The sequence below is a fragment of the Streptomyces bacillaris genome, assembly GCF_003268675.1.
In the GTDB taxonomy this organism is placed as follows: Bacteria; Actinomycetota; Actinomycetes; order Streptomycetales; family Streptomycetaceae; genus Streptomyces; species Streptomyces bacillaris.
This window is the reverse complement of the sequence record NZ_CP029378.1, coordinates 2,793,696-2,817,616: the sequence shown is the minus strand read 5'-3', so window position 1 is coordinate 2,817,616 and position 23,921 is coordinate 2,793,696. Positions and strand designations below refer to the sequence as shown.

Genomic DNA, 23,921 nt, shown 5'->3' with positions numbered 1-23,921 from the left:
GCTTCAGTTCGACCTGTGGCCCCGCACAGCTGCCGGATACGGCCGCAACTGCCCCTGTGACAGGCCTGTGACAGTCGGGGGACAGCGCCATGAAACTGCCCCGGCAAGCTCTTTGGCAGCAGGGAAGTACGGCACGTACCACCACGACGGACTCCAACGATCTCCACCGATAGGGGGCGCGAGATGAACGCACTGCACAGCAGCACCAGCTCAAGCGCAGTTGTCACGCGTCTCCACGACATCGGCCGGAGCGGCGAGAAGTCCGGCGCTACGAACGTACGGGGGTGTGTTCGGGGCGCCGGGCGTCAGCACCTGCCGTCACCGTCGGCCGCGGAGCAGTCGCGCAAGCCGTACATGACGGTGGTGGACGCACCCACGGGGGACACGGGGGGCAACGGGGGAAGCGCGTACGGGGAGGTCACGGGGGACCGCGCCCGGACGGAGACCGGGGACGCCGAAGCGGCGTTCACGGCCTACGTCCAGGAGCGGCGGGCCTCCCTGTACGCCACCGCCTACCACCTGACCGGCGACCGGTTCGAGGCGGAGGACCTGCTGCAGAGCGCCCTCTTCTCGACGTACCGGGCGTGGGACAGGATCAGCGACAAGGCGGCGGTCGGCGGCTATCTGCGCCGCACCATGACCAACCTGCACATCAGCGCCTGGCGCAGGCGCAAGCTGAACGAATACCCGACCGAGGAGCTGCCGGAGACGGTGGGCGACACGGACGCGATGCGCGGTACGGAGCTGCGCGCGGTGCTCTGGCAGGCGCTCGCCCGGCTGCCCGAACTCCAGCGCACGATGCTGGTCCTGCGGTACTACGAGGGCCGCACCGACCCGGAGATCGCGTCGATCCTCGACATCAGTGTCGGCACGGTGAAGTCGAGCATCTGGCGGTCCCTCCGCCGGCTGCGCGAGGACGAGGTCCTCAGCTTCGGACGTGACGAGCAGGAGTCCTTCGGCGAGCTGGTGGCCTGAGGCTACGGGGGAAACGGGGAACCCGGGGAGTCGGGGGACGAACCGGGAACGGCCACTGCTTCGGGGGAGGCAGGGGTTACGGGGGAGAAGCGGGGAACCCACGGGGGAGATGTGGGGAAACCACGGGGGAGCAGTGAAAACGGGATCCGAGGGGGCCCGGGGGAAACACGGGGGAACGGCCGGTCGCTTCGGGGGAGGCGCAGGCCACAGGGGGAATCGGAGCGGGGTCGTACGGGCCGGGGGGTCCTGTACGGCCCCGTTCGCCATGCGGGCCTGGCGGAAAAAGCGCTTGTTAGGGTGACCGGATCACGATCCGGCGCAGATGTTCGAGATGACTCATGGGGGCCGAGTTGAGCAGTCAGACAGCCGATGGGACGACGGCATCCGCAGAGGGCGCCGCACCGGTCTCGATGCAGCTCAACGAGGTCCCGGCCGACCTCTCCCCGCCGCCCGTGTACGGCCCCTTCGCTCCCGGCCAGGGCCCCAACGGCCCGGTCCAGGGCCCCTACGCCCCCGGCTACGGCCCGCCGTTCGCCCCCTGTACCCCCTCGCTCGCCTCCTCCCCGGCCGAGAAGAAGGCCGCCGCCGAGGCCATCCGTACGCGGATCAGGCCCGGCACCAAGAAGGACGGCGACCACGCGGACGAGGAGACCTCGGCGGCGGTGAAGGCGTTCGGCGCCAAGGACGGCGACGGCTGGGCCACCTCGCGCGCGCTGAAGAACGCGCACAAGACCTGGGGCGAGCAGGTGCAGGCCATGCTGAAGCGGCTGGAGGCGGACGAGAACGGGCTGAGCGGCGCCCGGCTGAACCTGCGGGGCGCCGATCTGATCACCCAGCAGCAGTTCCGCTCCATCTCGCCGCTGGACTGCTACTGAGGGTCCTCAGGGCTCCGGCCCACCGCGTTCACCAGGCATTCCGGACAACGGGGGTAAGGGCATGCCCACCTATCACGAGATCATGACGACGGACCTCTCCGCTCTCACCACGGCCGCGGCCAAGTGGACCGGAATGGCGGGCGAGTTCAGCAAGCGGGCGAAGGAGTACGAGAAGGAGGTCCAGGGCATCACGCTGGAGCGCACCTGGATCGGCCAGAGCGCGGACGCGGCCAATGCCCAGTTCCGCGTCACGCTCAACGAGTACAAGAACGCCCAGGCCGAGGCGAAGGCGATAGCCTCGCTGCTCCGGGACGCGCACACCCAGTTCACGGAGCTGAAGAAGAGCCTCCAGACCGTGCGGGCGGATGCCCTGAAGGCCGATATGAAGGTCTCGGACAGCGGCAGGGTCACCTTCGACACCTCGACCCTGAGCGAGGGCGCGCGGAGCGCGTACCACCACGACCCGGACTACCAGAAGTCCGTCCGGGACGCCGTCGGCTCGTGGCAGCGGCAGATCGACCGGCTCGTCGCCCAGATCACGGACGCGGACGCCGGTGTCGAGATCGCGCTGAAGGCGGTCGTGAAGGACACCGACCCCACGGACGGCACGACGAACGGCTTCAACGGCAAGCCCCTCGGTGACATCGAGGAGTACGAGGTGCGCAACACCGAGGAGATCGCCAGGCGGCTCCTCGACGGCAAGAAGGTCTCCGACACCGACCTCGCCGAGATGGAACGGGCGATGCGGGACCAGGCCGGCGACAAGACCTTCGCCAAGTCCCTGCTGAACCGGCTGGGCCCCGAGGGCATCGTCAAGCTGAGCGACGTCATGTCCGACCGGGAGCGGGAGGGCGGTTCGTCCGCAGATCAGTACACCAAGCTCCTCGGCGGCCTCGCCAACACCGTGGCGACGGCCACGAACGTCCCCGGTTCGATGGCGGACGCGGGCCCCGGCTCCGCGAAGTACGAGGCCTGGCTGAAGAGCCCCGACGGCGCGTTCTACAAGCAGTTCACCGAGGGACTCAAGGAGGCCGGGGCCAAGAACTTCGACTCGAAGACCAACCCGATGTACGGCTACCGGCCGTTCGTCGAGATGATGACCCGCGCCGACGTCCCGTTCGACGACCAGTTCCTCAACCAGCTCGGCCACGACATGATCGCCGCCGAGAAGGACAACCGCACCATCTTCGAGCAGTGGGGCGGCAACCACCGCGAGGGCCGGGCCGACGCGCTCGACAGCCTGCTCGGCGTGATGAGCAAGAACCCCGATGCTGCCACGGCCTTCTTCGACCCGAAGCTGGAGCACGGCCAGGCGCACCTGGACTACCTGGTGGGCAACGGGGACGGGGCGCGGGAGTGGCCGCAGCAGCACATTGTGGCCGGCACCACGCTCATCACCAACGACGACCCGCTCAGCCGCCACGGCCTGGGGCTCGCGCTGGAGGCCGGGGCGACCGGCCACGAACCGGGATCGCCGCTGGGCAGGCCGGGACCCCACAGCGAGGGCCAGGCCCGGGTCATGCAGGGCATCATCGCCACGCTGGACAAGGGCGCCGGGGGCGACACCGTACCGGAGGCGCTGAAGGCCCCGCTCGGCCGCGCCCTGAACGACTACACGCAGGACACCCACGCCATCCTCGGCGGCTACGCCCCGAACAGCCCGGTGGGCCAGGACGACATCGCAGGCTCCGGCGACAACGCCTCCATCGCCAACAGCAAGGAGAGCCTGCTGCGGGTGATGCGCGGAGTCTCCGACGGTGTGGCGGGCGAGAACGAGAAGGGCGAGCCCATCCGCGTCTTCGACACCCTCTACGAGAGCCAGCGCGGGTACGCCGCCGAGTACCTGGAGACCGGCCGCCAGGTGCCCCAGTCCGCCCTGACCGAGAACGTCACCAGCTGGGACAACCGGGCCCGCCATGTGGGCGAGGCCCTCGGCGGCATGAACGCCATCGGCACGGACATGATCCTCGACGTCCGCGACGCCGAGGTCGGCACGATCAACGACCAGGCGCGGTACGCGTACCACGGCGTCGGGTCCCTGGCCAACACCATCCCCGTGTTCGGCGACGTCGCGCAGCGCACCGTGGACGCCGCCACCTACGAGTGGTCCAAGGACGTCATCACCGAGAAGGAGAACGTCGCACGCGCCGACGTCAGCCGGGAGACGGCGGGCGGCATCGCGGGAACGAACAACCTCATCGACGGCTGGGCCGACACCCGCGACGCCAAGGGCTCCGACGCCGCCGAGAACGCCAAGGGCGAGGCCAAGCAGAGCTACATCACCGGCCGTGAAGAAGCGTATTCGGCCCTGCGGACCAGGAAGTGAGCACGTGAGCACAGCAGGAGCAGCAGGCCGTACGCGTCCGGCGTGGAAGGTCTGGGCGGTCGTGGCCGCCGTGGTCGTGGTGGTCGCGGGGCTGCTGCACGCCTGGCGCAACACGAACGTGCTGACGGCCGACCGGCTCTGCGGGGGGCTGGTGTCGGCGGAGAAGGTGGACGCCGTCCTTCCCGGGTCCGGGCGCCTGGGCGCCGAAGGGGACGGGCTGGACGAGGACGAACTGACGGATACGAGGTGCAGCGTCGAGAAGTCGTCCGTCGTCCTCGGTTCCGGCGAGAGCGGGCTCAGTGTCCGGCTCTGGGGGGTACGGGGCTACGACCCACTGGCGTTCGAAAGCGAGCCCTACCCCCCGGGCGCCTCGTACTTCACCGGCGAGGTGACCGGCGGGGTCAACGCGTACAGAGCGTGGGTCATGCTGCCCGAGAAGTGCTGGACCGACCGGCCGGTGGTCGCCGCGTTCAGCGTCAACGAACCGGCTGCCGACCGCACCGCCTTCGCCGCCCTGGCCACCGACACCGCACGGACCATCGCAGCCCGGACCAAGTGCGGTGACCTCCCCGGGAAGCCCGGAACGCTCGTCTCCCCTCGCTCCGATGCCGCGCGCCCGGTCGCCGAGGGACAGGTGTGCGGCCTGGACGGCCTGACCGTGGCGGGCCAGGTTCCGGCCGGGACGAAGGTGCTCGAAGAGGGGCAGCAGGCCCCCACCGACCTGTGGTTCTGCAAGCTGACCCTGGACGACGAGACGAGTGGCTTCGTCCGTGGTGACGGCTTCATGCATTACACCGCCACCCGGGACCCGCTGCTCATCGATGCCCTGCGGAAGTTCCCGGGCACGGCCGAGGGCACGGCGCCGGACGGCCGGAAAGCCGAAAAGGTCGACAGTGGCGTCGGATTCATCCTGCCCTGCGCGGACGGCGGCTCTCTCTACCTGGCGGAAGAACTGGGGCTCCAGTACCTGGAGGCGAGCAAGCGCCACGAGGACCTGCCGAAGCGGGACACCTACTTCGCCCCCTTCATGAAGGCCGCCGCCAAGACCTTCGGCTGCGCGGCCCCCGCCACCGGCTGAGGCGGCTACTCCGGCACCGTCACCCGTCGGCACCGTCCCGCCGCGGCGGCGGCGAACCGCCCCAGCGCCTCCTCCTTGCCGCACGGGTGCGCCCCCAGGGCCGTCTGGCGGGCCACGATGCGCCGCTCGTCCCGCATCAGGCGCCAGCCGCGCCGCAGCAGGAACGGCACCGACTTGCGGCCCTCGCGCAGGTCCCGGACCAGGCGGCGGCGGAACGTGGTGGAGGGGCGGCCGCGCAGGCAGAGCGCGTCCGCCAGCAGGCCCAGCTCCTGGCAGCGCGCCACGATGTCCGCCGCGAAGATGCCCTCGGCCACGAAGAGCGGCGAGCGCTCGATGCGGAAGCCCTCGGTGCCCGTACGGGAGCTGGTGGCGATGTCGTACACCGGCACGTTCGTCCGGCCCGTGCGGCACAGCTCCGCGATGGCCGCCACCGCCGCGTCCGCGTCCCAGGAATCGGCCGAGTCCCAGTCGATGTCGGTGGAGCCGGGGACCCGGAACAGCGTCGGGTCGTGGTGCTCCTTGTAGAAGTCGTCCAGGCGCAGCACCGGGAGACCGGTGCGGGCGGCCAGGACGGACTTGCCGGAGCCGGAGGGGCCCGCGAGCAGGACGACGCGGGTCGGGAGCGGAGGGGAACTGGAACTCACAGAACAGCAGTGTGAGGCATTGACCCGCGCAGGGGACCACCCGGGCCTCCTGTTGGTATCCAGCATCACACCTCAACTACTCTGCGCGTACGCACGATTACCCGACCAGGTCGATCAGGTGGAAACATGGCACTTCACGCACGCAAGCCCGAACGCCGCGCCCTGCTGCGCGCCGGTCTGACCGTGACCGCGCTGGGAGCGGCGCTGGGGGCGGGTGCGGGCTCGGCCCAGGCCCTTCCCCAGCTGCCCCCGGTCGCGGAGATTCCCGAGCAGGGCGTCACCGCCGTGCAGGCGGTCACCGAGAGCGCCGGGCCCGCGGTGACCAGCGCGCTCGGGACCTCGCTGACCAACAGCATCCGGCCCGTCACCGAGCTGCAGCTGCACCCGCTGGCCAAGACCGGGGTCGACCCGCTGGACAACGCGGTGGGCACCCAGGTCGCCGACTTCCAGCCGGTGTCGACCGCCGTGCTCACCGACCCCCTCACCAGCGGCGGCGCGATCAGCGACCTGCCGGTGGTGGGAGCGGTCACCCAGTTCGTCACGGGCTGACGCCGGTCGCGTACGGCAGGACGCAGGACGGAGGGGCCGCCCCCAGCGCGTGGGGGCGGCCCCTCCGTCCGTATCCGGGGGCGAGCGTCGGTACGGCGAGCCCGCGGCTACGTCAGTACTCAGTACGACGACCCCGCGGCCCCCAGCGCACCCGTCGGGTGCCAGACCGTCTTGGTCTCCAGGAACGCCGTCAGCCGGTGCGTGCCGGGCGCGGCCAGCCAGTCGGTGGACGCGTCCGAGCCGTCCGCCTCGGCGGGGAGCGGGCGCAGGACCCGCTTCAGGTTGTCCGCCGCCGCGATCTCCAGCTCCTTGGCCAGCTCGGCACCGGCGCCGGTGAGGTCGATCGCGTTGACGTCCTGGTGGGCGGCGAGCGGGGCCGCCAGCTCCGCCGTGGCGCCGGACAGGATGTTGACCACGCCGCCGGGGACGTCCGAGGTCGCCAGCACCTCGCCCAGCGAGAGCGCGGGCAGCGGGGCGTCCGCCGAGGCGATGACGACCGCCGTGTTGCCGGTCGCGATGACCGGGGCGATCACCGAGACCAGGCCGAGGAACGACGACTTCTGCGGCGCCAGGACCGCGACGACACCCGTCGGCTCGGGGGTGGAGAGGTTGAAGAACGGGCCCGCGACCGGGTTGGCCCCGCCGGAGATCTGGCCGATCTTGTCGGTCCAGCCCGCGTACCAGACCCAGCGGTCGACCGCCGCGTCCACCACGGCCGCCGCCTTGGACTTCGACAGCCCCTCCGCCGCCGCCACCTCGCGGACGAACTGCTCCTTGCGGCCCTCCAGCATCTCCGCGACGCGGTAGAGGACCTGGCCGCGGTTGTACGCGGTCGCGCCCGACCAGCCGCCGAACGCCTTCCGCGCGGCCACGACCGCGTCACGGGCGTCCTTGCGGGAGGACTGCGGCGCGTTGGCCAGCCATGCGCCCTTGGAGTCGGTCACCTCGTACACCCGGCCGCTCTCGGAGCGGGGGAACTTGCCCCCGACGTACAGCTTGTAGGTCTTGAAGACGCCAAGACGGTTCTGCTCAGACATCGAGGTACGCCTCCAGGCCGTGGCGGCCGCCCTCGCGGCCGTAGCCCGACTCCTTGTAGCCGCCGAACGGCGACGTCGGGTCGAACTTGTTGAACGTGTTGGCCCAGACGACGCCCGCGCGGAGCTTGTTGGCCACCGCGAGGATGCGGGAGCCCTTCTCCGTCCAGATGCCCGCCGAGAGGCCGTACTGGCTGTTGTTGGCCTTGGCGACCGCCTCGTCCGGGGTGCGGAACGAGAGCACGGAGAGGACCGGGCCGAAGATCTCGTCACGGGCGACCGTGTGCGCCTGGGTGACGTTGGTGAACAGGGTCGGCGCGAACCAGTAGCCCGACGACGGCAGTTCGCAGGGGGCGCTCCAGCGCTCCGCGCCTTCCGCCTCGCCCGTCTCGACCAGGGCGGTGATCCGGGCGAGCTGCTCGGCGGAGTTGATCGCGCCGATGTCGGTGTTCTTGTCCAGCGGGTCGCCCAGCCGCAGCGTCGAGAGCCTCCGCTTCAGCGCGTCCAGCACCTCGTCCTGGACCGACTCCTGGACCAGCAGCCGGGAGCCCGCGCAGCAGACCTGGCCCTGGTTGAAGAAGATCCCGGTCACGATGCCTTCGACGGCCTGGTCGATCGGGGCGTCGTCGAAGACGATGTTGGCGCCCTTGCCGCCCAGCTCCAGCGTGACCTTCTTCTCCGTGCCCGCGACCGAGCGCGCGATGGCCTTGCCGACGGCGGTCGAACCGGTGAAGGCCACCTTGTTGACGTCCGGGTGCGTGACGAGGGCCTCGCCCGCGTCCCCGTAACCGGTGAGGATGTTGACGACGCCCTTGGGCAGCCCGGCCTGACGGCAGATGTCCGCGAAGAACAGGGCGGAGAGCGGGGTCGTCTCGGCGGGCTTCAGCACCACCGTGTTGCCGGTGGCGAGCGCCGGAGCGATCTTCCACGCGAGCATCAGCAGCGGGAAGTTCCACGGGATGACCTGCCCGGCCACACCCAGCGGGCGCGGGTTCGCCCCGTACCCCGCGTGGTCCAGCTTGTCGGCCCAGCCCGCGTAGTAGAAGAAGTGCGCGGCGACCAGCGGGAGGTCCGCGTCGCGGGTCTCCTTGATCGGCTTGCCGTTGTCCAGCGTCTCCAGGACGGCCAGCTCACGGCTGCGCTCCTGGATGATCCGGGCGATCCGGAACAGGTACTTGGCGCGCTCGGAGCCGGGCAGCGCCGACCACTTCTCGAACGCCTTGCGTGCCGCCTTCACGGCCCGGTCCACGTCCGCCGCGCCCGCCTGCGCGACCTCGGAGAGCACCTCCTCGGTGCTCGGCGAGACGGTCTTGAAGACCTTGCCGTCGGCGGCCTCGGTGAACTCACCGTCGATGAACAGCCCGTAGGACGGGGCGATGTCGACGACGGAGCGGGACTCCGGCGCCGGTGCGTACTCGAATGCGGATGCCATGGCTTATCAGTCCACCGTCACGTAATCGGGGCCGGAGTAACGGCCGGTGCTGAGCTTCTGGCGCTGCATCAGCAGGTCGTTGAGGAGGCTGGAGGCGCCGAACCGGAACCAGTGGTTGTCCAGCCAGTCCTCACCCGCCGTCTCGTTCACCAGCACGAGGAACTTGATCGCGTCCTTGGTGGTGCGGATGCCGCCGGCCGGCTTCACACCGATCTGTACGCCGGTCTGCGCCCGGAAGTCCCGGACCGCCTCCAGCATCAGGAGCGTGTTGGCGGGGGTGGCGTTGGTGGCCACCTTGCCGGTCGAGGTCTTGATGAAGTCCGCGCCCGCCAGCATCCCGAGCCAGGAGGCGCGGCGGATGTTGTCGTACGTGGACAGCTCGCCGGTCTCGAAGATCACCTTGAGGCGGGCGGTCCCGCACTCGGCCTTGACGGCCACGATCTCCTCGTAGACCTTCAGGAACCGGCCGGAGAGGAAGGCCCCCCGGTCGATCACCATGTCGATCTCGTCGGCCCCGGCCGCCACGGCGTCACGGACGTCGGCCAGCTTGACGTCCAGCGCGGCCCGGCCGGCCGGGAAGGCGGTCGCCACGGACGCCACCTTCACACCGGAACCGGCGAGCGAGGCGGCGGCGGTGGAGACCATGTCGGGGTAGACACAGACCGCGGCGGTACGCGGGGTCGTGCGGTCGAGCGGGTCGGGATGGACGGCCTTGGCGGCGAGAGCCCGGACCTTGCCCGGGGTGTCCGCGCCTTCCAGCGTCGTCAGGTCGATCATCGAGATGGCGAGATCGATGGCGTACGCCTTGGCCGTCGTCTTGATCGAACGGGTTCCGAGGGCGGCGGCGCGCGCTTCGAGACCGACGGCGTCGACGCCGGGCAACCCGAACAGGAAGCGGCGCAGCGCACTGTCGGACGCGGTCGCGTCGGCGAGGGGGGTACCTCCCTGCTCGAACGCAGTTGAGAGTTTGGGGGAGGGAGCAGTGGTGGGCATGGTCACCAGGGGAGCATATCTACGCGCGTAGCGACCTGTACAGGGGTACGGCCCAACCGTGCGTACCGCCACACGTCCCGCAGGCTCTCACGGGGCTGCGGGCGCAGGGCGAAAGCCCGTCCTCCGGGTGCGTCAGGCAGAATCGGCCCCATGACGAGCCCCACGCCCCCCGCTGAGCCGCAGTACGCCGACCGGACCCACCGCTCGACCTCCGCGCTGGTCTGCGGGGTGCTGCTCCTCGCCCTGGTCGGGGTGATGGCCGGGGACGCCCTGATCCGGGGCGAGGGACAGGCGCCGTGGCTGGCCCTGGCCGCCCTGCTCACCGCCGTGCCGCTCATCGTGGCGTTCACCCTGCGGCCCGTGGTCTCCGTGAACGCCGAGCGGATCCGTATTCGCAACCCGTTCCGGACGATCCAGCTGCCTTGGACCGAGGTGGCCGACGTCCGGGCCGGGTACTCCTCCGAGCTGATCGCCGCAGGCGGCACCAAGTACCAGCTGTGGGCCATTCCGGTCTCCCTGCGCGACCGCAAGCGCGCCTCGCGCGCGGCGGCCCGTACGCCGCACAAGGACGCCTACGGCCGCTTCTCGCCCGGCGCGGGCGCGGGCACCGACGCCCACCGGCACACGGCCCCGCCCGTCGCGGCGGCCGACCAGACGATCATGGAGCTGCGGGACCTGGCCGAGCGGGCGGGCGACCCGAAGGGCGATGCCGGTGCCACGACGGGCTCGGTGCGCTGGGCGTACGAGGTGATCGCGCCGGCGGTGGCGGGGGTCGTGCTGTTCGTGGTGCTGTGGGCGATGGGCTGAGAGGTCCGTACGCCCGACGCGGGCTGAGGGGTCCGTACGCCCGTACGTCCGACGCGGGGCTGAGAGGCCCGTACGTCCGGTACGTACGACGCGGAAGGGGACCGGCCCCGGCACTTGTGCTGGGGGCGGTCCCCTTCCCGTATCCCGTCCGTACGTCTCAGGCTCAGATCCCCGCGGCCGCCGCCAGGTCCCGCTTGATCCCGGCGAGCAGCTCAGCGCCCCGGGCCCGGGCGGCGGGCAGCGAGGCGGCGTCCGCGACCGGGACCACGACCTCCAGGTAGCACTTCAGCTTCGGCTCGGTGCCGCTCGGGCGGACGATCACCCGGGCGCCCTCCAGCTGGTAGCGCAGCCCGTCCGTGGGCGGCAGCGCGGCCGTGCCCTGCGACAGGTCCTCGGCCGAGGTGACCGCGAGGCCCGCGAGGGAGGCCGGCGGCTGCTCGCGGAGCCGGGCCATGGCGTCCGCGATGACCGTCAGGTCCTCCACCCGCACCGAGAGCTGGTCGGTGGCGTGCAGGCCGTGGGCCAGCGCCAGGTCGTCCAGCAGGTCCAGCAGCGTACGGCCCTGCTCCTTGAGTACGGAGGCCAGCTCGACGACGAGCAGGGCTGCGGTGATGCCGTCCTTGTCGCGGACGCCCTCGGGGTCGACGCAGTAGCCGAGCGCCTCCTCGTACCCGTACCGCAGGCCGTCCACGCGGGCGATCCACTTGAAGCCCGTCAGCGTCTCCTCGTAACCGAGGCCCGCCTTCTCCGCGATCCGGCCGAGCAGCGACGACGACACGATCGACTCCGCGAAGACGCCACTCACGCCCCGCTCCACCAGATGCGCGGCGAGCAGCGCGCCCACCTCGTCACCGCGCAGCATCCGCCAGCCGCCCTCGGCAGAGGTGTCGGGCACGGCGACGGCACAGCGGTCGGCGTCCGGGTCGTTGGCGATGATCAGGTCCGGGGCCGCCCGGCGCGCGGTGGCGAAGGCGAGATCCATCGCACCGGGCTCTTCCGGGTTGGGGAAGGCGACGGTGGGGAACGCGGGGTCGGGCTCGGCCTGCTCGGTGACGAGCACCGGCGCGGGGAACCCGGCCCGCGCGAAGGCGGCGGTCAGCACGGAGGTGCCGACGCCGTGCATCGCGGTGTAGACGGTGCGCGCCGTACGGGGGCTCCCGGCGGCCAGGACGGCGTCCGTACGGGCGAGATAGGCCTCCAGGACCTCTTCGCCCAGGGTCTCCCAGCCGTCCTCGGGGCGGACGACGCCCGCCAGCGGACCGACCGCGGCGATGGCGGCCGCGATCTCGCCGTCGGCCGGGGGCACGATCTGCGAGCCGTCGCCGAGGTAGACCTTGTAGCCGTTGTCGCGGGGCGGGTTGTGGCTGGCGGTGACCTCGACCCCGGCCACGGCACCCAGGTGCCTTATGGCGTACGCGAGTACGGGGGTGGGGAGCGGGCGGGGGAGGACGGCGGCGCGGAGTCCGGCGCCGGTCATCACGGCCGCGGTGTCGCGGGCGAAGTCCTCCGACTTGTAGCGGGCGTCGTAGCCGATGACGACGAGGCCGTCGTCCTGCCCCTGGGCCTTGAGATAGGCGGCGAGGCCCGCCGCCGCCCGGATCACCACGGACCGGTTCATCCGCATGGGGCCCGCCCCCAGCTCGCCGCGCAGCCCGGCGGTGCCGAACTGGAGGGTGCCCGCGAAACGGGCGGCGAGCTCGTCGGCGTCGCCCGCCTCGATGAGGGCGCCCAGCTCGTCACGGGTCTCGGGGTCGGGGTCCTCGGCCAGCCAGGTCCTGGCCTGCGCGATGAGGTCGTGCTGCACGGGGGCCGCCTTTCGGGGGTGCGGTGGTCGTGGGGCGGGGGGTGGGTTCGGTGCGAGTACGGGGGTGGGCGCTGCGCGGGCTGTTCCCCTCCCCGCCCCTTCCCGAAACCGGGTCTCCGCCCCGGACCCCGGTCCTCAAACGCCGGACAGGCTGGAAAGGAAGCCGGGGTGGAGAGGGAGCCGAACGGGGTGGAAGGGGAAAGGGGAGTCGGGCGGGAGAGGGGCAGTCGGGCGGGGTGGAAGCGAGGTCGGACAGGCCGGAAGAGCAGCGGAACGCCGGACGGGCCGGACGCGAGCAGCCGGGCCGGGACGGGCCCGGTCCTCGAATGCCGGACGGGCCCGGTCCCGGGGCGGCCCGTACCGGCCTAGGGCGTGTCCGGCGGATCTTGACCGGGTCCGCGACGCCTGGCACGGCACCTCGCGGCGTTGCCGACACGCCCGAATCGCTCCGCGATGAGGACGTTCCAGCGCCTTGCGATGCACCGCGCCAGACGCCGCGGCCTATCCGGTCCTGATCCGCCGGACACGCCCTAGATGCGGTCGAGCACCTGGGCCAGCAGGGCGCCCATCCGCGTGGCCGAGTCGCGGCCCGCCTGGAGGACCTCTTCGTGGTTCAGGGGCTCGCCGGAGAGGCCCGCCGCCAGGTTGGTGACCAGGGAGAGGCCCAGCACCTCGGCGCCCGCCTCGCGGGCCGCGATGGCCTCCAGGACCGTGGACATGCCGACCAGGTCGCCGCCCAGGACCCGGACCATGTTGATCTCGGCCGGGGTCTCGTAGTGCGGGCCGGGGAACTGGACGTACACACCCTCTTCGAGGGTGTTGTCGATCTCCTTGCACAGCGCGCGCAGGCGCGGCGAGTACAGGTCGGTCAGGTCGACGAAGTTGGCGCCGACGATCGGGGAGGTCGCCGTGAGGTTGATGTGGTCGCTGATCAGCACCGGCTGGCCGGGGCGCATGCCCTCGCGGAGACCGCCGCAGCCGTTGGTCAGGACGACGGTCCGGCAGCCCGCGGCCACCGCCGTACGGACTCCGTGGGCGACGGCGGCGACGCCGCGGCCCTCGTAGTAGTGCGTGCGGCCGAGGAAGACCAGCGCGCGCTTGCCGCCGATCTTGTACGAGCGGATCGTGCCGCCGTGGCCCTCGACCGCGGGGGCCGGGAAGCCGGGGAGCGCGGTGACGGGGAACTCGGCTTCCGGCTCGCCGAGTGCTTCGCCCGCGGGCGCCCAGCCGGAGCCCATGACCAGGGCGACGTCATGGGTCTCGGCGCCGGTCAGCTCGCGCAGGCGGGCGGCGGCCCCGGCAGCGGCTGCGTACGGGTCGCCCTGGATGTTGTCCGGAATAACTGATGCGTTCACGCGCAAGAGCGTAACCGCTGAATGCCTACGCGCGTAGATGCCCTGGTGCAAAGACTCGCCGGATGTCTTTGTGGCTTCGCACGAAGACCGGTCGGCGGGTCGTGCCCGAGCCCAGGTCAGGCCCTGTCCGGGGGCTTCGTCACAGGAACCGGCGGTCCCGGTCAGCAGGGGCGCTTGCGCAGGTTCATCACATAGTCGTGGGGGGCGCCCGCCGACTCGGCCGCGTCCGCGATCTCGCCCAGGTAGCGGGCGGAGGGCAGGCCGCCCTCGTACCCGTTCAGCACGTACATCCAGGCCGGCTCCTCGCCGTCCAGGGTGTGCACGCGGACGCGCATGCGCCGGTAGATGTCGAGCCCGACGCCCTCCCAGCGGTCCATGGAGTCCTCGTCCATCGGCGCCAGGTCGTACAGCGCGACGAAGACCTGGGAGCGCGGCGCCTCCACGACCGTGGCCAGCGCCCCCTCCCAGCCCATCTGCTCCCCGCCGAAGGTCAGCCGCCAGCCGTTGAGCCAGCCGGTGCTGCGCATCGGGGAATGCGGGGCGCGGCGGGTCATGAGCCGCGCGTCGAGGTTGCCGGCGTACGCGGCGTAGAGCGACATGGGACCGAGGGTACGGGAGGGGGGCGCGGGAGTGCCGGTTCCTGTGACGAAGCCCCCGGTCGGGGGAGGGCAGGCGGGGCTCGAAGGGCTGTGCGGGCGGGGCCGTTTCCGTACGGGCGGGGCGTCTTCTCCCGTACGTCCGGAGCCCCGGCGCCCGTATGGAGGGCCCCGGGGCGAATCTGTTTGGCGCGTGCGGGACAATGAAGTACGTACTGCATTCCTCCGGGGCGATCCCCCGGACCCCCGGCCGGGGCGGCAGGCGGCCGTGGGGTTGACACCCACGCGAGGCGGACTTTTCGTGACCCGGATCGTGATCATCGGCGGCGGCCCCGGCGGCTACGAGGCGGCTCTGGTGGGCGCCCAGCTCGGCGCGGAGGTGACCGTCGTCGACTGCGACGGCCTCGGCGGAGCCTCGGTACTCACCGACTGCGTGCCCTCGAAGACCCTGATCGCCACGGCCGAGGTGATGACCACCTTCGACTCCTCCTACGAGGAGCTGGGCATCATCGTCGCCGACGACACCCCGCACATGGAACAGGCGGCGAGGGTGGTCGGGGTCGACCTGGGCAAGGTCAACCGACGGGTCAAGCGCCTGGCGCTCGCCCAGTCCCACGACATCACCGCCTCCGTCACCCGGGCCGGCGCCCGGGTGATGCGCGGCCGGGGCCGGCTCGACGGGCTCCAGGCGGCCGACGGCTCCCGCGAGGTCGTCGTCACCGCCGCCGACGGCACCGAGGAGCGGCTCACCGCCGACGCGGTCCTGATAGCGACCGGCGGCCACCCGCGCGAGATCCCGGACGCCCAGCCGGACGGCGAGCGCATCCTCAACTGGACCCAGGTCTACGACCTCGACGAGCTGCCCGAGGAGCTGATCGTGGTCGGCTCCGGTGTCACCGGCGCCGAGTTCGCCGGGGCCTACCAGGCGCTCGGCTCCCGCGTCACACTCGTCTCCTCCCGCGACCGGGTGCTGCCGGGCGAGGACCCGGACGCCGCCGCCGTGCTGGAGGACGTCTTCCGGCGCCGCGGCATGAACGTGATGGCCCGCTCCCGCGCCCAGTCGGCCAAGCGCGTCGGTGACCGGGTCGAGGTCACCCTCGCCGACGGCCGGGTCATCACCGGCTCGCACTGTCTGATGGCGGTCGGCGCGATCCCCAACACCGCGGGGATGGGCCTGGAGGAGGCCGGCGTACGGCTGAAGGAGTCCGGCCACGTCCTGACCGACCGGGTCTCGCGCACCAGCGCCCCCGGCGTCTACGCGGCCGGTGACGTCACCGGGATCTTCGCGCTGGCCTCGGTCGCCGCGATGCAGGGCCGGATCGCGATGTACCACTTCCTCGGTGACGCGGTGACCCCGCTCAACCTCAAGACGGTCTCCGCCAACGTCTTCACCGACCCGGAGATCGCCACCGTCGGCTACAGCCAGGCCGACGTGGACGCGGGCCGGATCGACGCCCGGGTGGTCAAGCTGCCGCTGCTGCGCAACCCGCGCGCCAAGATGCAGGGCATCCGCGACGGCTTCGTCAAGATCTTCTGCCGTCCCGGTACGGGGATCGTGGTCGGCGGCTGTGTCGTCGCGCCGCGCGCCAGCGAACTGATCCATCCGATCTCGCTCGCGGTCGACAACAACCTGACCGTGGAACAGATCGCAAACGCGTTCACCGTGTACCCGTCGCTGTCCGGATCGATCGCAGAAGTGGCCCGTCAACTGCACACCCGCAAGCTCACGGACGAGGGCTGACGCCGGGTCACGACCGCACACAGGCCTCTGTACGGGCCTGGCGGAGGCTCTCGAAGTCCCCGCCGGAACCTTCCGGTTGCCGGGGAATCCCGACATTCCCCGGCAACCCCCGGCAGGCCGGGCGGGGGTGGTGACCGCTCGGCGATCACACCCGGACAACAACGAAAGTCCCTATACCACTTCGGTGGCTGCCGGATGTACAACTTCTGTTATTCGGCGCAAACTGCTGAGAACTCAACGACGGCCAGGTTACTGTCAGTTTCGTGTTCGCTGCAGAACGTCGTCAGTTGATCCTCGAAATGGTGCGCGCCAACGGGGCGGTATCGCTCCGTGAGCTCGCCCGCGTCGTCCAGACCTCCGAAGTGACCGTACGGCGGGACGTGCGGGCACTGGAGGCAGAAGGACTCCTCGACCGCCGGCACGGTGGTGCGGTCTTGCCGGGCGGTTTCACGCGGGAGTCCGGCTTTCCGCAGAAATCCCATCTCGCCACCGCGGAGAAGACGGCCATCGCCGACCTGGCCGCCTCTCTGGTCGGTGAGGGCGAGGCCATCGTGGTCGGCGCCGGTACGACCACACAGGAGCTGGCCCGCCGGCTCGCCCGGGTCCCCGGGCTGACCGTCGTCACCAACTCGCTGCTGGTCGCCCAGGCGCTGGCTCATGCCAACCGGGTGGAGGTCGTCATGACCGGCGGCACCCTGCGCGGGAGCAACTACGCGCTGGTGGGCAGCGGGGCCGAGCAGTCCCTCCAGGGGCTGCGGGTCTCCCGGGCCTTCCTCTCGGGGAGCGGCCTCACGGCGGAGCGCGGTCTCTCCACCTCCAACATGCTCTCGTCCAGCGTCGACCGGGCCCTGGTGCAGGCCGCGGCGGAGGTGGTGGTCCTGGCCGACCACACCAAGCTCGGCTCCGACACCATGTTCCAGACGGTGCCCACGGAGCTGATCACCCGCCTCGTCACGGACGAACCCCCGGTCCACGACGAACGTGCCGCCGCCGAACTCCAGGCCCTGGCCGACCAGGGCGTGGAGGTCACCGTGGCGGGCCCCGACGTCGACACGGCCGACGGCCCGTCCGGCGACCGCCGTCCCCGCCGCGACATGCCCCTCCCGGGCCAGCGGCGGACGACGACGGGTCGGAACGGTGGCCTGGGCCCGCAGTTGCGCAGCGCGTCGTCGCTGTCCGACCAGCCGCCGCCGACGGGCGAGCGGGCCCGGGTGGCGGACCTGCGCAGGCGGTAGGCCCCGCAACACCCAGCCCCCTCCGGCGTTCGAGGAGCGGGGTCCGGGGCGGAGCCCCGAAACCTCAGCCGTCCGGCGATTGAGGACAGAGGGGTCCGGGGCGGAGCCCCGGATTCGGGAAGGGGGCGGAGCGGGGAGAGGCTCCGCGCAGCGGCCCCGGCCCGCAGGCACCCGCCCACCGCACCCTGGTCCACCGCCCCCTACTTCAGCCCCCGCAACGTCAGCCGCAGCAACCGCTCCGCCAGCTCCGGATCGTCCGGGGACTGTTCGGCGGCCAGGGCGATGGCGTTCGTCAGCTGGAGCAGGTCGTCGATCGAGACGTCCGCCCGCACCGACCCGCTCTCCTGCGCCCGCCGCAACAGCCCCGCCCCCGCCTCCCGCAAGGGCAGATGGCACTGGGTGAGCGCCGAAGTCTCGTCCTGCGAGGCCGACATGAGGGCGCGGGCCAGGCCCCGGTACTCACCCGCATGAGTGACGATCGCCCCCAGCCAGTCCACCAGCGCCCGGCACGGGGCCTCCGCGCCCGCCAACTCCCGGGAGCGGTCCAGGAGGGAGCACAGGGCGTCCTGGAAAACCGCGTTCATCAGGGCGTGGCGGTTGGGGAAGTGGCGGTAGAGGGTGCCGATGCCCAGGCCCGCCCGGCGGGCGATGTCCTCCAGCGAGGCATCCGTACCGTGCTCGGCGAAGGCCGTACGCGCCACACCGACCAGCCGTTCGTGGTTCCGGCGGGCGTCCGCGCGCATCGGCCGCTCCGGTGGCCGTGCCGTGCCCGTCTCCATCGAGATCGGCCCTGCCATGGCTCCCGCCCTCCCTCGGTCCGAGCACCTCTCGTGGGGTCCAGGATGCCACTGCGCGCGGAGGGGCCCGGCACGCGTAGGCGGGGAGGGGTGCTGATGCACGCGGAGGGGCCCGGACCGCGTCCTGGTGACGTGGTCCGGGCCCCTGAGCGCAACTCTGTACGGGCTCCGAGCCGTCAGTCCTTGATCTCGCAGATCAGGGCGCCGGAGGAGACGGAACCGCCCACCTCGGCCGTGAGGCCCTTGATCGTGCCGGAGCGGTGCGCGTTCAGCGGCTGCTCCATCTTCATGGCCTCCAGGACGACGACGAGGTCGCCCTCCTTGACCTCCTGGCCCTCCTCGACCGCGACCTTGACGATCGTGCCCTGCATCGGGGAGGCGAGGGAGTCGCCGGAGGCGGCGGAGCCGGCCTTCTTCGCTGCGCGGCGCTTCGGCTTCGCGCCGGCCGCGAGGCCCGTACGGGCCAGGGACATGCCCAGCGAGGAGGGCAGCGAGACCTCCAGGCGCTTGCCGCCGACCTCGACGACGACGGTCTCCCGGCCGGCCTCGTCCTCCTCGTCCGCGCCCGCGGGCGCGGCGAACGGCTTGATCTCGTTGACGAACTCCGTCTCGATCCACCGGGTGTGGACGGTGAACGGGTCCGCGGTGAAGGCGGGGTCGGTGACGACGGCCCGGTGGAAGGGGATGGCGGTGGCCATGCCCTCCACCTGGAACTCCGCCAGCGCACGCGCGGCGCGCTGGAGGGCCTGCTCACGCGTGGCGCCCGTCACGATCAGTTTCGCGAGCAGCGAGTCCCAGGCCGGGCCGATCACCGAACCCGACTCGACGCCCGCGTCCAGGCGGACACCCGGGCCGGTCGGCGGGGCGAACGTCGTCACGGTGCCGGGGGCGGGCAGGAAGTTGCGGCCCGGGTCCTCGCCGTTGATGCGGAACTCGAAGGAGTGCCCGCGCACGGCCGGGTCGCCGTAGCCCAGTTCCTCGCCGTCGGCGATGCGGAACATCTCGCGTACGAGGTCGATGCCCGTGACCTCTTCGGTGACGGGGTGCTCGACCTGGAGGCGGGTGTTGACCTCCAGGAAGGAGATCGTGCCGTCGAGGCCGACCAGGAACTCGACCGTGCCGGCGCCGACGTAGCCGGCCTCCTTCAGGATCGCCTTGGAGGCCGCGTACAGCTCCTCGTTCTGCGCCTGGGAGAGGAAGGGGGCCGGGGCCTCCTCCACCAGCTTCTGGTGGCGGCGCTGGAGGGAGCAGTCACGGGTCGAGACGACGACCACGTTGCCGTGGGTGTCGGCCAGGCACTGCGTCTCCACATGCCGGGGCTTGTCCAGGTACCGCTCCACGAAGCACTCGCCGCGCCCGAACGCGGCCACCGCCTCGCGCACGGCGGAGTCGTACAGCTCCGGGATCTCCTCCAGTGTGCGGGCCACCTTCAGCCCGCGCCCGCCACCACCGAAGGCGGCCTTGATCGCGATCGGCAGCCCGTGCTCCTCGGCGAACGCCACGACCTCCGCCGAACCCGAGACCGGGTCCGGGGTACCGGCCACCAGCGGGGCACCGGCGCGCTGCGCGATGTGCCGGGCGGCGACCTTGTCACCCAGGTCCCGGATGGCCTGCGGCGGCGGGCCGATCCACGTCAGCCCGGCATCCAACACGGCCTGCGCGAACTCGGCGTTCTCCGACAGGAACCCGTAACCCGGGTGGATGGCGTCCGCGCCGGAGTCCGCGGCGGCCTGGAGCACCTTGGCCATGTCCAGATAGCTGGCGGCCGGGGTGTCACCGCCCAGAGCGAACGCCTCGTCGGCGGCCCGGACGTGCAACGCGTCCCGGTCCGGATCGGCGTAGACCGCCACGCTCGCGATCCCCGCATCCCGGCACGCCCGAGCAACGCGGACAGCGATTTCGCCACGGTTGGCGATGAGCACCTTGCGCACGATGACTCCCTCCTGGAAACAAGCTGAGTTTAGGGACTACCGACACGGCGCTACGACCCGTCCCCAATGGTGAGCTTGCCCACACGGAGTGTGATCCGAGGCTTGGCCCAGCAGTGAAATCCCTTGTGGCACCACGGTACGCCGGGTTCTACCACCGCACAGTAACCACCAGGTGTGGTGCAGGTCTCTGTCTGTGAGGTCAACGCCTCACGGCGTTTCTTTGTGGGGTCCCTACGAACGCCCGGAGGATTCTTTGCCCGGCGTGCGGTCCGGTCCGACCCCTTGTCCGGGCGGATACCGGTGAGTAAGGTCCGCGACACGCACATACCGCAGGTAACAGGGCCGGTGGCAGGGCAGGCAACCAGGGGAGGCGCCGTGCTGAACAGAGCGGTGGCGATCGTGACCGCGTTCGTCCTGTTCGGGGAGGCCGTGGGCATCTTCGCCGTCAACGCCGTCCTCGCCACGGTCACCGAGAACCAGAACATGTCGCTGGCGGGGATGGACCCGAAGGCCATGACCACCGGGACCTGGGTGCTGGGCGGGGTCTCCGCGCTGCTGCTCATCGGGTGCGGGCTGATACCGCTGCTGGCCGGGGTCCGGGACCGGGCTCCGGGGCGGTTCGGGCGGATCGCGCTGATCGGCTGCGCGGTGGTGCACGGGGTGCTCGGCGCGGTGACCGTGGGGCTGGTGGGGTGGGGCGCCTTCGCCTTCATGATGGTGGTGCTGGCCCTGCTCGTCTTCACCCTTCTGGCGTACGGCCCCGAGCCCGGCGGCGATGACCGTACGGGTGACGGGAAGGCCGCCCCGGCGGCCGCCTGAGCCACCGGGGAGCCGTGGCGCGAACGGCCTCAGGCCCACAACTCCGTTACCGAGATGTCCAGTTCGCCCAGCAGGCGGCGCAGCAGCGGCAGCGAGAGGCCGATCACGTTTCCGTGGTCGCCCTCGATGGAGTCGACGAACGGCGCCGAGCGGCCGTCCAGCGTGAACGCCCCCGCCACGTGCAGCGGTTCGCCGGACGCCACGTACGCGGCGACCTCGGCGTCGCTCGGCTCCCCGAACCGTACGACGGTGGACGCCGTCGCCGAGGCCGTACGCCCCGAGGCGGTGTCGATCACGCTGTGGCCGGTCTGCAGGATGCCGGACCGGCCGCGCATCGCCTTCCAGCGGGCGGTGGCCTCCTCGGCGTCGGCCGGCTTGCCGAGCGTCTCGCCGTCCAGCTCCAGGACCGAGTCGCAGCCGATGACCAGGGCCCCGGCCGCCTCCGGGCGCTCCGCGACCGCGGCCGCCTTGGCCCGGGCGAGGACCAGGGCCAGTTCACCGGGGGTCGGGGCGCTCAGGGCGTCCTCGTCGACCCCGCTGACGATCACCTCGGGGGCGAAACCCGCCTGGCGGAGCAGGCCGAGACGGGCGGGGGAGGCGGAGGCGAGCACGAGACGGCGCTGATCAGTCATACCGGCCATCGTAGAAGGAGCCCCCGGCGCTCATGGCCGGGTCCCGTCGGCCCGGGGCCGTACCCCCTGCCCCGTAGGTCATGGTCCCCGGGGCCGTACTCCTGCTTGCCCTGTGAACCCGCCGGTCCCGGTGTCCCGTCAACCCTGCCGGGCCCGTGCGCCGTCAACCCTGCCGGTCTCAGCGGGAGCCGAGCACGAACATCGCCACCAGCATCGCCAGCGCGAGCACGAATCCCGCGCGGCGCATCATGTCCTGGGCGTCGCGCAGTTCCTTCGGCGGCTTGTTCTCGGGGTCGGACCACAGCATGGTTCCGATCCTGCTGCGCGGGGCGCCGAAACGCCTGAGTACGGGTACTCAAGCGCCCCGGCGCCCCCGGTCCGGTTCAGGCCGGCCAGTACGTCCGGGCCCAGGCCCGGGGGCCCGGCTGCAGGCGGCCGGTGCGGGCGATGCGGCCCGGGTCGGACCACTGCTCGGGCGGGTTCGGCGCACCGGACGAGACGGCGGCGCTCGCCGCGGCGCGGGCCTGGACCACCGCGAGGGCGGCGGCCAGCTCCTCCGGGGTCGGGTTGCCCCGTACGACCCTGATCATGGGCAGACCTCTCTGTGGCAGGGCAGGCGGCTACAGCGGGATGTTGCCGTGCTTCTTCGGAGGCAGGGATTCCCGCTTCGTACGGAGCTGACGCAGGCCCTTGACGATGTGGGCCCGGGTGTCGGACGGCATGATCACCGCGTCGACGTAGCCGCGCTCGGCCGCCACGTACGGGTTGAGCAGCGTGTCCTCGTAGTCCGCCATCAGCTCGGCGCGGGTCGCTTCCGGGTCCTCCGCGGCCGCGATGGTGCGCCGGTGCAGGATGTTCACCGCGCCCTGCGCCCCCATGACGGCGACCTGCGCGGTCGGCCAGGCGAGGTTGAGGTCGGCACCCAGGTGCTTGGAGCCCATCACGTCGTACGCCCCGCCGAACGCCTTGCGGGTGATCACGGTGATCAGCGGGACCGTGGCCTCCGCGTAGGCGTAGATCAGCTTGGCGCCGCGCCGGATGATGCCGCCGTACTCCTGGTCCACGCCCGGCAGGAAGCCCGGCACGTCCACGAAGGTGATGACGGGGACGTTGAACGCGTCGCAGGTGCGGACGAAGCGGGCCGCCTTCTCGCTGGCGTTGATGTCCAGGCAACCGGCGAACTGCATCGGCTGGTTGGCGACGATCCCGACCGGGTGCCCCTCCACCCGCCCGAAGCCGGTGATGATGTTCGGCGCGAACAGGGCCTGGGTCTCCAGGAATTCGGCGTCGTCCAGCACGTGCTCGATCGCGGTGTGCATGTCGTACGGCTGGTTCGCGGAGTCCGGGATGAGCGTGTCCAGCTCCCGGTCCTCGTCGGTGACCGCGAGGTCCGCCTCCTCCGGGAAGGCCGGGGCCTCGGAGAGGTTGTTCGAAGGGAGGTAGGAGAGCAGGGACTTGACGTACTCGATGGCGTCCTTCTCGTCGCCCGCCATGTGGTGCGCCACCCCGGAGGTGGTGTTGTGCGTACGGGCTCCGCCCAGCTCCTCGAAGCCGACGTCCTCACCGGTGACCGTCTTGATGACGTCGGGGCCGGTGATGAACATGTGCGAGGTCTGGTCGACCATCACCGTGAAGTCGGTGATCGCGGGGGAGTAGACCGCACCGCCCGCACACGGGCCGACGATCAGCGAGATCTGCGGGATCACCCCGGAGGCGTGCACGTTGCGGCGGAAGATCTCCGCGAAGAGGCCGAGGGCCACGACACCCTCCTGGATGCGCGCGCCGCCGCCGTCGTTGATGCCGATGATCGGACAGCCGGTCTTCAGCGCGAAGTCCATGACCTTGACGATCTTCTCGCCGTAGACCTCGCCCAGCGACCCGCCGAAGATGGTGAAGTCCTGCGAGTACACACAGACCGGGCGGCCGTCGACCGTGCCGTACCCGGTGACGACACCGTCGCCGTACGGGCGGTTCTTCTCGATGCCGAAGTTGGTGGAGCGGTGCCGGGCGAACTCGTCGAGCTCCACGAAGGAGCCCTCGTCGAGCAGCAGCTCGACCCGCTCACGGGCCGTCAGCTTGCCCTTGGCGTGCTGCTTCTCGACCGCGCGGGCCGAACCCGCGTGCGTCGCTTCGTCAATGCGGCGCCTCAGGTCCGCGAGCTTGCCCGCGGTGGTGTGGATGTCGCTCTGCGGCTCGGACATCGGGGGGCGGCTCCCTGCCTGATCACGGGGACGGCGATCGGTGGCGGTCACGGGGGGACGGACCGGTCGCCTGTCCGGCTCTGTGGCTACTGGCTCG

Annotated in this window: 22 protein-coding genes; 9 read left to right on the top strand and 13 right to left on the bottom strand. The window is 71.5% G+C overall.

Annotation, left to right across the window (positions count from 1 at the left end):
* Nucleotides 1-183: 183 nt before the first annotated feature.
* From DJ476_RS11650 to DJ476_RS11635, 4 genes are all read left to right on the top strand, one after another.
* The gene (locus DJ476_RS11650) at nucleotides 184-975 is read left to right on the top strand and encodes a SigE family RNA polymerase sigma factor (protein ID WP_181006417.1); all 792 of its coding nucleotides are present in this window, start codon (nucleotides 184-186) and stop codon (nucleotides 973-975) included.
* A 410-nt stretch (nucleotides 976-1,385) separates the two neighbouring features.
* On the top strand, nucleotides 1,386-1,850 hold the full coding sequence (locus DJ476_RS11645; protein WP_103416618.1) for a hypothetical protein: 465 nt from the start codon (nucleotides 1,386-1,388) through the stop codon (nucleotides 1,848-1,850).
* Nucleotides 1,851-1,911: 61 nt separating this feature from the next.
* A complete protein-coding gene (locus DJ476_RS11640) occupies nucleotides 1,912-4,176 on the top strand; it encodes a WXG100 family type VII secretion target (protein WP_112490460.1) in 2,265 nt (754 codons plus the stop codon).
* A gap of 61 nt (nucleotides 4,177-4,237) precedes the next feature.
* A complete protein-coding gene (locus DJ476_RS11635; protein ID WP_112490459.1) occupies nucleotides 4,238-5,254 on the top strand; it encodes a hypothetical protein in 1,017 nt (338 codons plus the stop codon).
* A gap of 5 nt (nucleotides 5,255-5,259) precedes the next feature.
* Here DJ476_RS11635 and DJ476_RS11630 read toward each other — a convergent pair whose 3' ends face one another.
* Nucleotides 5,260-5,964, bottom strand: coding sequence for a uridine kinase (locus DJ476_RS11630; RefSeq protein WP_112490458.1), 705 nt, complete (start codon nucleotides 5,962-5,964; stop codon nucleotides 5,260-5,262).
* Between the two features lie 60 nt (nucleotides 5,965-6,024).
* Here DJ476_RS11630 and DJ476_RS11625 point away from each other — a divergent pair, with 60 nt between their 5' ends.
* A complete protein-coding gene (locus DJ476_RS11625; RefSeq protein ID WP_019766763.1) occupies nucleotides 6,025-6,447 on the top strand; it encodes a hypothetical protein in 423 nt (140 codons plus the stop codon).
* 119 nt (nucleotides 6,448-6,566) lie between these two features.
* Here DJ476_RS11625 and DJ476_RS11620 read toward each other — a convergent pair whose 3' ends face one another.
* From DJ476_RS11620 to deoC, 3 genes are read right to left on the bottom strand one after another with little or no spacing between them, the layout of a single operon-like run.
* A complete protein-coding gene (locus tag DJ476_RS11620; RefSeq protein WP_084748863.1) occupies nucleotides 6,567-7,484 on the bottom strand; it encodes an aldehyde dehydrogenase family protein in 918 nt (305 codons plus the stop codon).
* A complete protein-coding gene (locus tag DJ476_RS11615; protein WP_084748864.1) occupies nucleotides 7,477-8,913 on the bottom strand; it encodes an aldehyde dehydrogenase family protein in 1,437 nt (478 codons plus the stop codon). Before DJ476_RS11615 ends, DJ476_RS11620 begins: the two co-directional genes overlap by 8 nt.
* A 6-nt stretch (nucleotides 8,914-8,919) precedes the next feature.
* The gene (gene deoC, locus DJ476_RS11610; RefSeq protein ID WP_239695051.1) at nucleotides 8,920-9,906 is read right to left on the bottom strand and encodes a deoxyribose-phosphate aldolase; all 987 of its coding nucleotides are present in this window, start codon (nucleotides 9,904-9,906) and stop codon (nucleotides 8,920-8,922) included.
* 150 nt (nucleotides 9,907-10,056) lie between these two features.
* On the opposite strand from deoC, the gene DJ476_RS11605 reads away from it, so the two are divergent.
* The gene (locus DJ476_RS11605; RefSeq protein WP_103416615.1) at nucleotides 10,057-10,713 is read left to right on the top strand and encodes a PH domain-containing protein; all 657 of its coding nucleotides are present in this window, start codon (nucleotides 10,057-10,059) and stop codon (nucleotides 10,711-10,713) included.
* A 163-nt stretch (nucleotides 10,714-10,876) separates the two neighbouring features.
* Here DJ476_RS11605 and DJ476_RS11600 read toward each other — a convergent pair whose 3' ends face one another.
* The 3 genes from DJ476_RS11600 to DJ476_RS11585 form a co-directional block, all read right to left on the bottom strand.
* A complete protein-coding gene (locus tag DJ476_RS11600; RefSeq protein ID WP_112490457.1) occupies nucleotides 10,877-12,517 on the bottom strand; it encodes a phospho-sugar mutase in 1,641 nt (546 codons plus the stop codon).
* Between the two features lie 530 nt (nucleotides 12,518-13,047).
* Nucleotides 13,048-13,872, bottom strand: a complete 825-nt coding sequence (locus DJ476_RS11590) for a purine-nucleoside phosphorylase (protein WP_070205262.1) — start codon at nucleotides 13,870-13,872, stop codon at nucleotides 13,048-13,050.
* 161 nt (nucleotides 13,873-14,033) lie between these two features.
* Nucleotides 14,034-14,471, bottom strand: coding sequence for a gamma-glutamylcyclotransferase (locus DJ476_RS11585; RefSeq protein WP_018490991.1), 438 nt, complete (start codon nucleotides 14,469-14,471; stop codon nucleotides 14,034-14,036).
* A gap of 298 nt (nucleotides 14,472-14,769) precedes the next feature.
* Here DJ476_RS11585 and DJ476_RS11580 point away from each other — a divergent pair, with 298 nt between their 5' ends.
* On the top strand, nucleotides 14,770-16,209 hold the full coding sequence (locus DJ476_RS11580; RefSeq protein ID WP_070205261.1) for an NAD(P)H-quinone dehydrogenase: 1,440 nt from the start codon (nucleotides 14,770-14,772) through the stop codon (nucleotides 16,207-16,209).
* A gap of 263 nt (nucleotides 16,210-16,472) precedes the next feature.
* Entirely contained in the window at nucleotides 16,473-17,444 is a 972-nt protein-coding gene (locus tag DJ476_RS11575) for a DeoR/GlpR family DNA-binding transcription regulator (RefSeq protein WP_112490456.1), read from the top strand.
* Between the two features lie 200 nt (nucleotides 17,445-17,644).
* Here the strand turns inward: DJ476_RS11575 and DJ476_RS11570 are convergent, their stop codons facing one another.
* Nucleotides 17,645-18,187 carry a TetR/AcrR family transcriptional regulator gene (locus DJ476_RS11570; protein WP_446446989.1) on the bottom strand — a complete coding sequence of 181 codons (543 nt, stop codon included), beginning with the start codon at nucleotides 18,185-18,187 and terminating at the stop codon, nucleotides 17,645-17,647.
* 230 nt (nucleotides 18,188-18,417) lie between these two features.
* Nucleotides 18,418-20,172, bottom strand: coding sequence for an acetyl/propionyl/methylcrotonyl-CoA carboxylase subunit alpha (locus DJ476_RS11565; RefSeq protein ID WP_112490455.1), 1,755 nt, complete (start codon nucleotides 20,170-20,172; stop codon nucleotides 18,418-18,420).
* Between the two features lie 375 nt (nucleotides 20,173-20,547).
* On the opposite strand from DJ476_RS11565, the gene DJ476_RS11560 reads away from it, so the two are divergent.
* The gene (locus DJ476_RS11560) at nucleotides 20,548-20,991 is read left to right on the top strand and encodes a hypothetical protein (protein ID WP_181006416.1); all 444 of its coding nucleotides are present in this window, start codon (nucleotides 20,548-20,550) and stop codon (nucleotides 20,989-20,991) included.
* A 29-nt stretch (nucleotides 20,992-21,020) separates the two neighbouring features.
* Here DJ476_RS11560 and DJ476_RS11555 read toward each other — a convergent pair whose 3' ends face one another.
* The 4 genes from DJ476_RS11555 to DJ476_RS11545 form a co-directional block, all read right to left on the bottom strand.
* On the bottom strand, nucleotides 21,021-21,632 hold the full coding sequence (locus DJ476_RS11555; protein WP_112490454.1) for a nucleoside triphosphate pyrophosphatase: 612 nt from the start codon (nucleotides 21,630-21,632) through the stop codon (nucleotides 21,021-21,023).
* A 169-nt stretch (nucleotides 21,633-21,801) separates the two neighbouring features.
* A complete protein-coding gene (gene mmpB / locus DJ476_RS35525) occupies nucleotides 21,802-21,930 on the bottom strand; it encodes a morphogenic membrane protein MmpB (RefSeq protein WP_018490050.1) in 129 nt (42 codons plus the stop codon).
* 76 nt (nucleotides 21,931-22,006) lie between these two features.
* On the bottom strand, nucleotides 22,007-22,213 hold the full coding sequence (locus tag DJ476_RS11550) for an acyl-CoA carboxylase epsilon subunit (RefSeq protein ID WP_019761339.1): 207 nt from the start codon (nucleotides 22,211-22,213) through the stop codon (nucleotides 22,007-22,009).
* A gap of 30 nt (nucleotides 22,214-22,243) precedes the next feature.
* Nucleotides 22,244-23,824, bottom strand: coding sequence for an acyl-CoA carboxylase subunit beta (locus DJ476_RS11545; RefSeq protein ID WP_103416609.1), 1,581 nt, complete (start codon nucleotides 23,822-23,824; stop codon nucleotides 22,244-22,246).
* Between the last annotated feature and the right edge of the window lie 97 nt (nucleotides 23,825-23,921).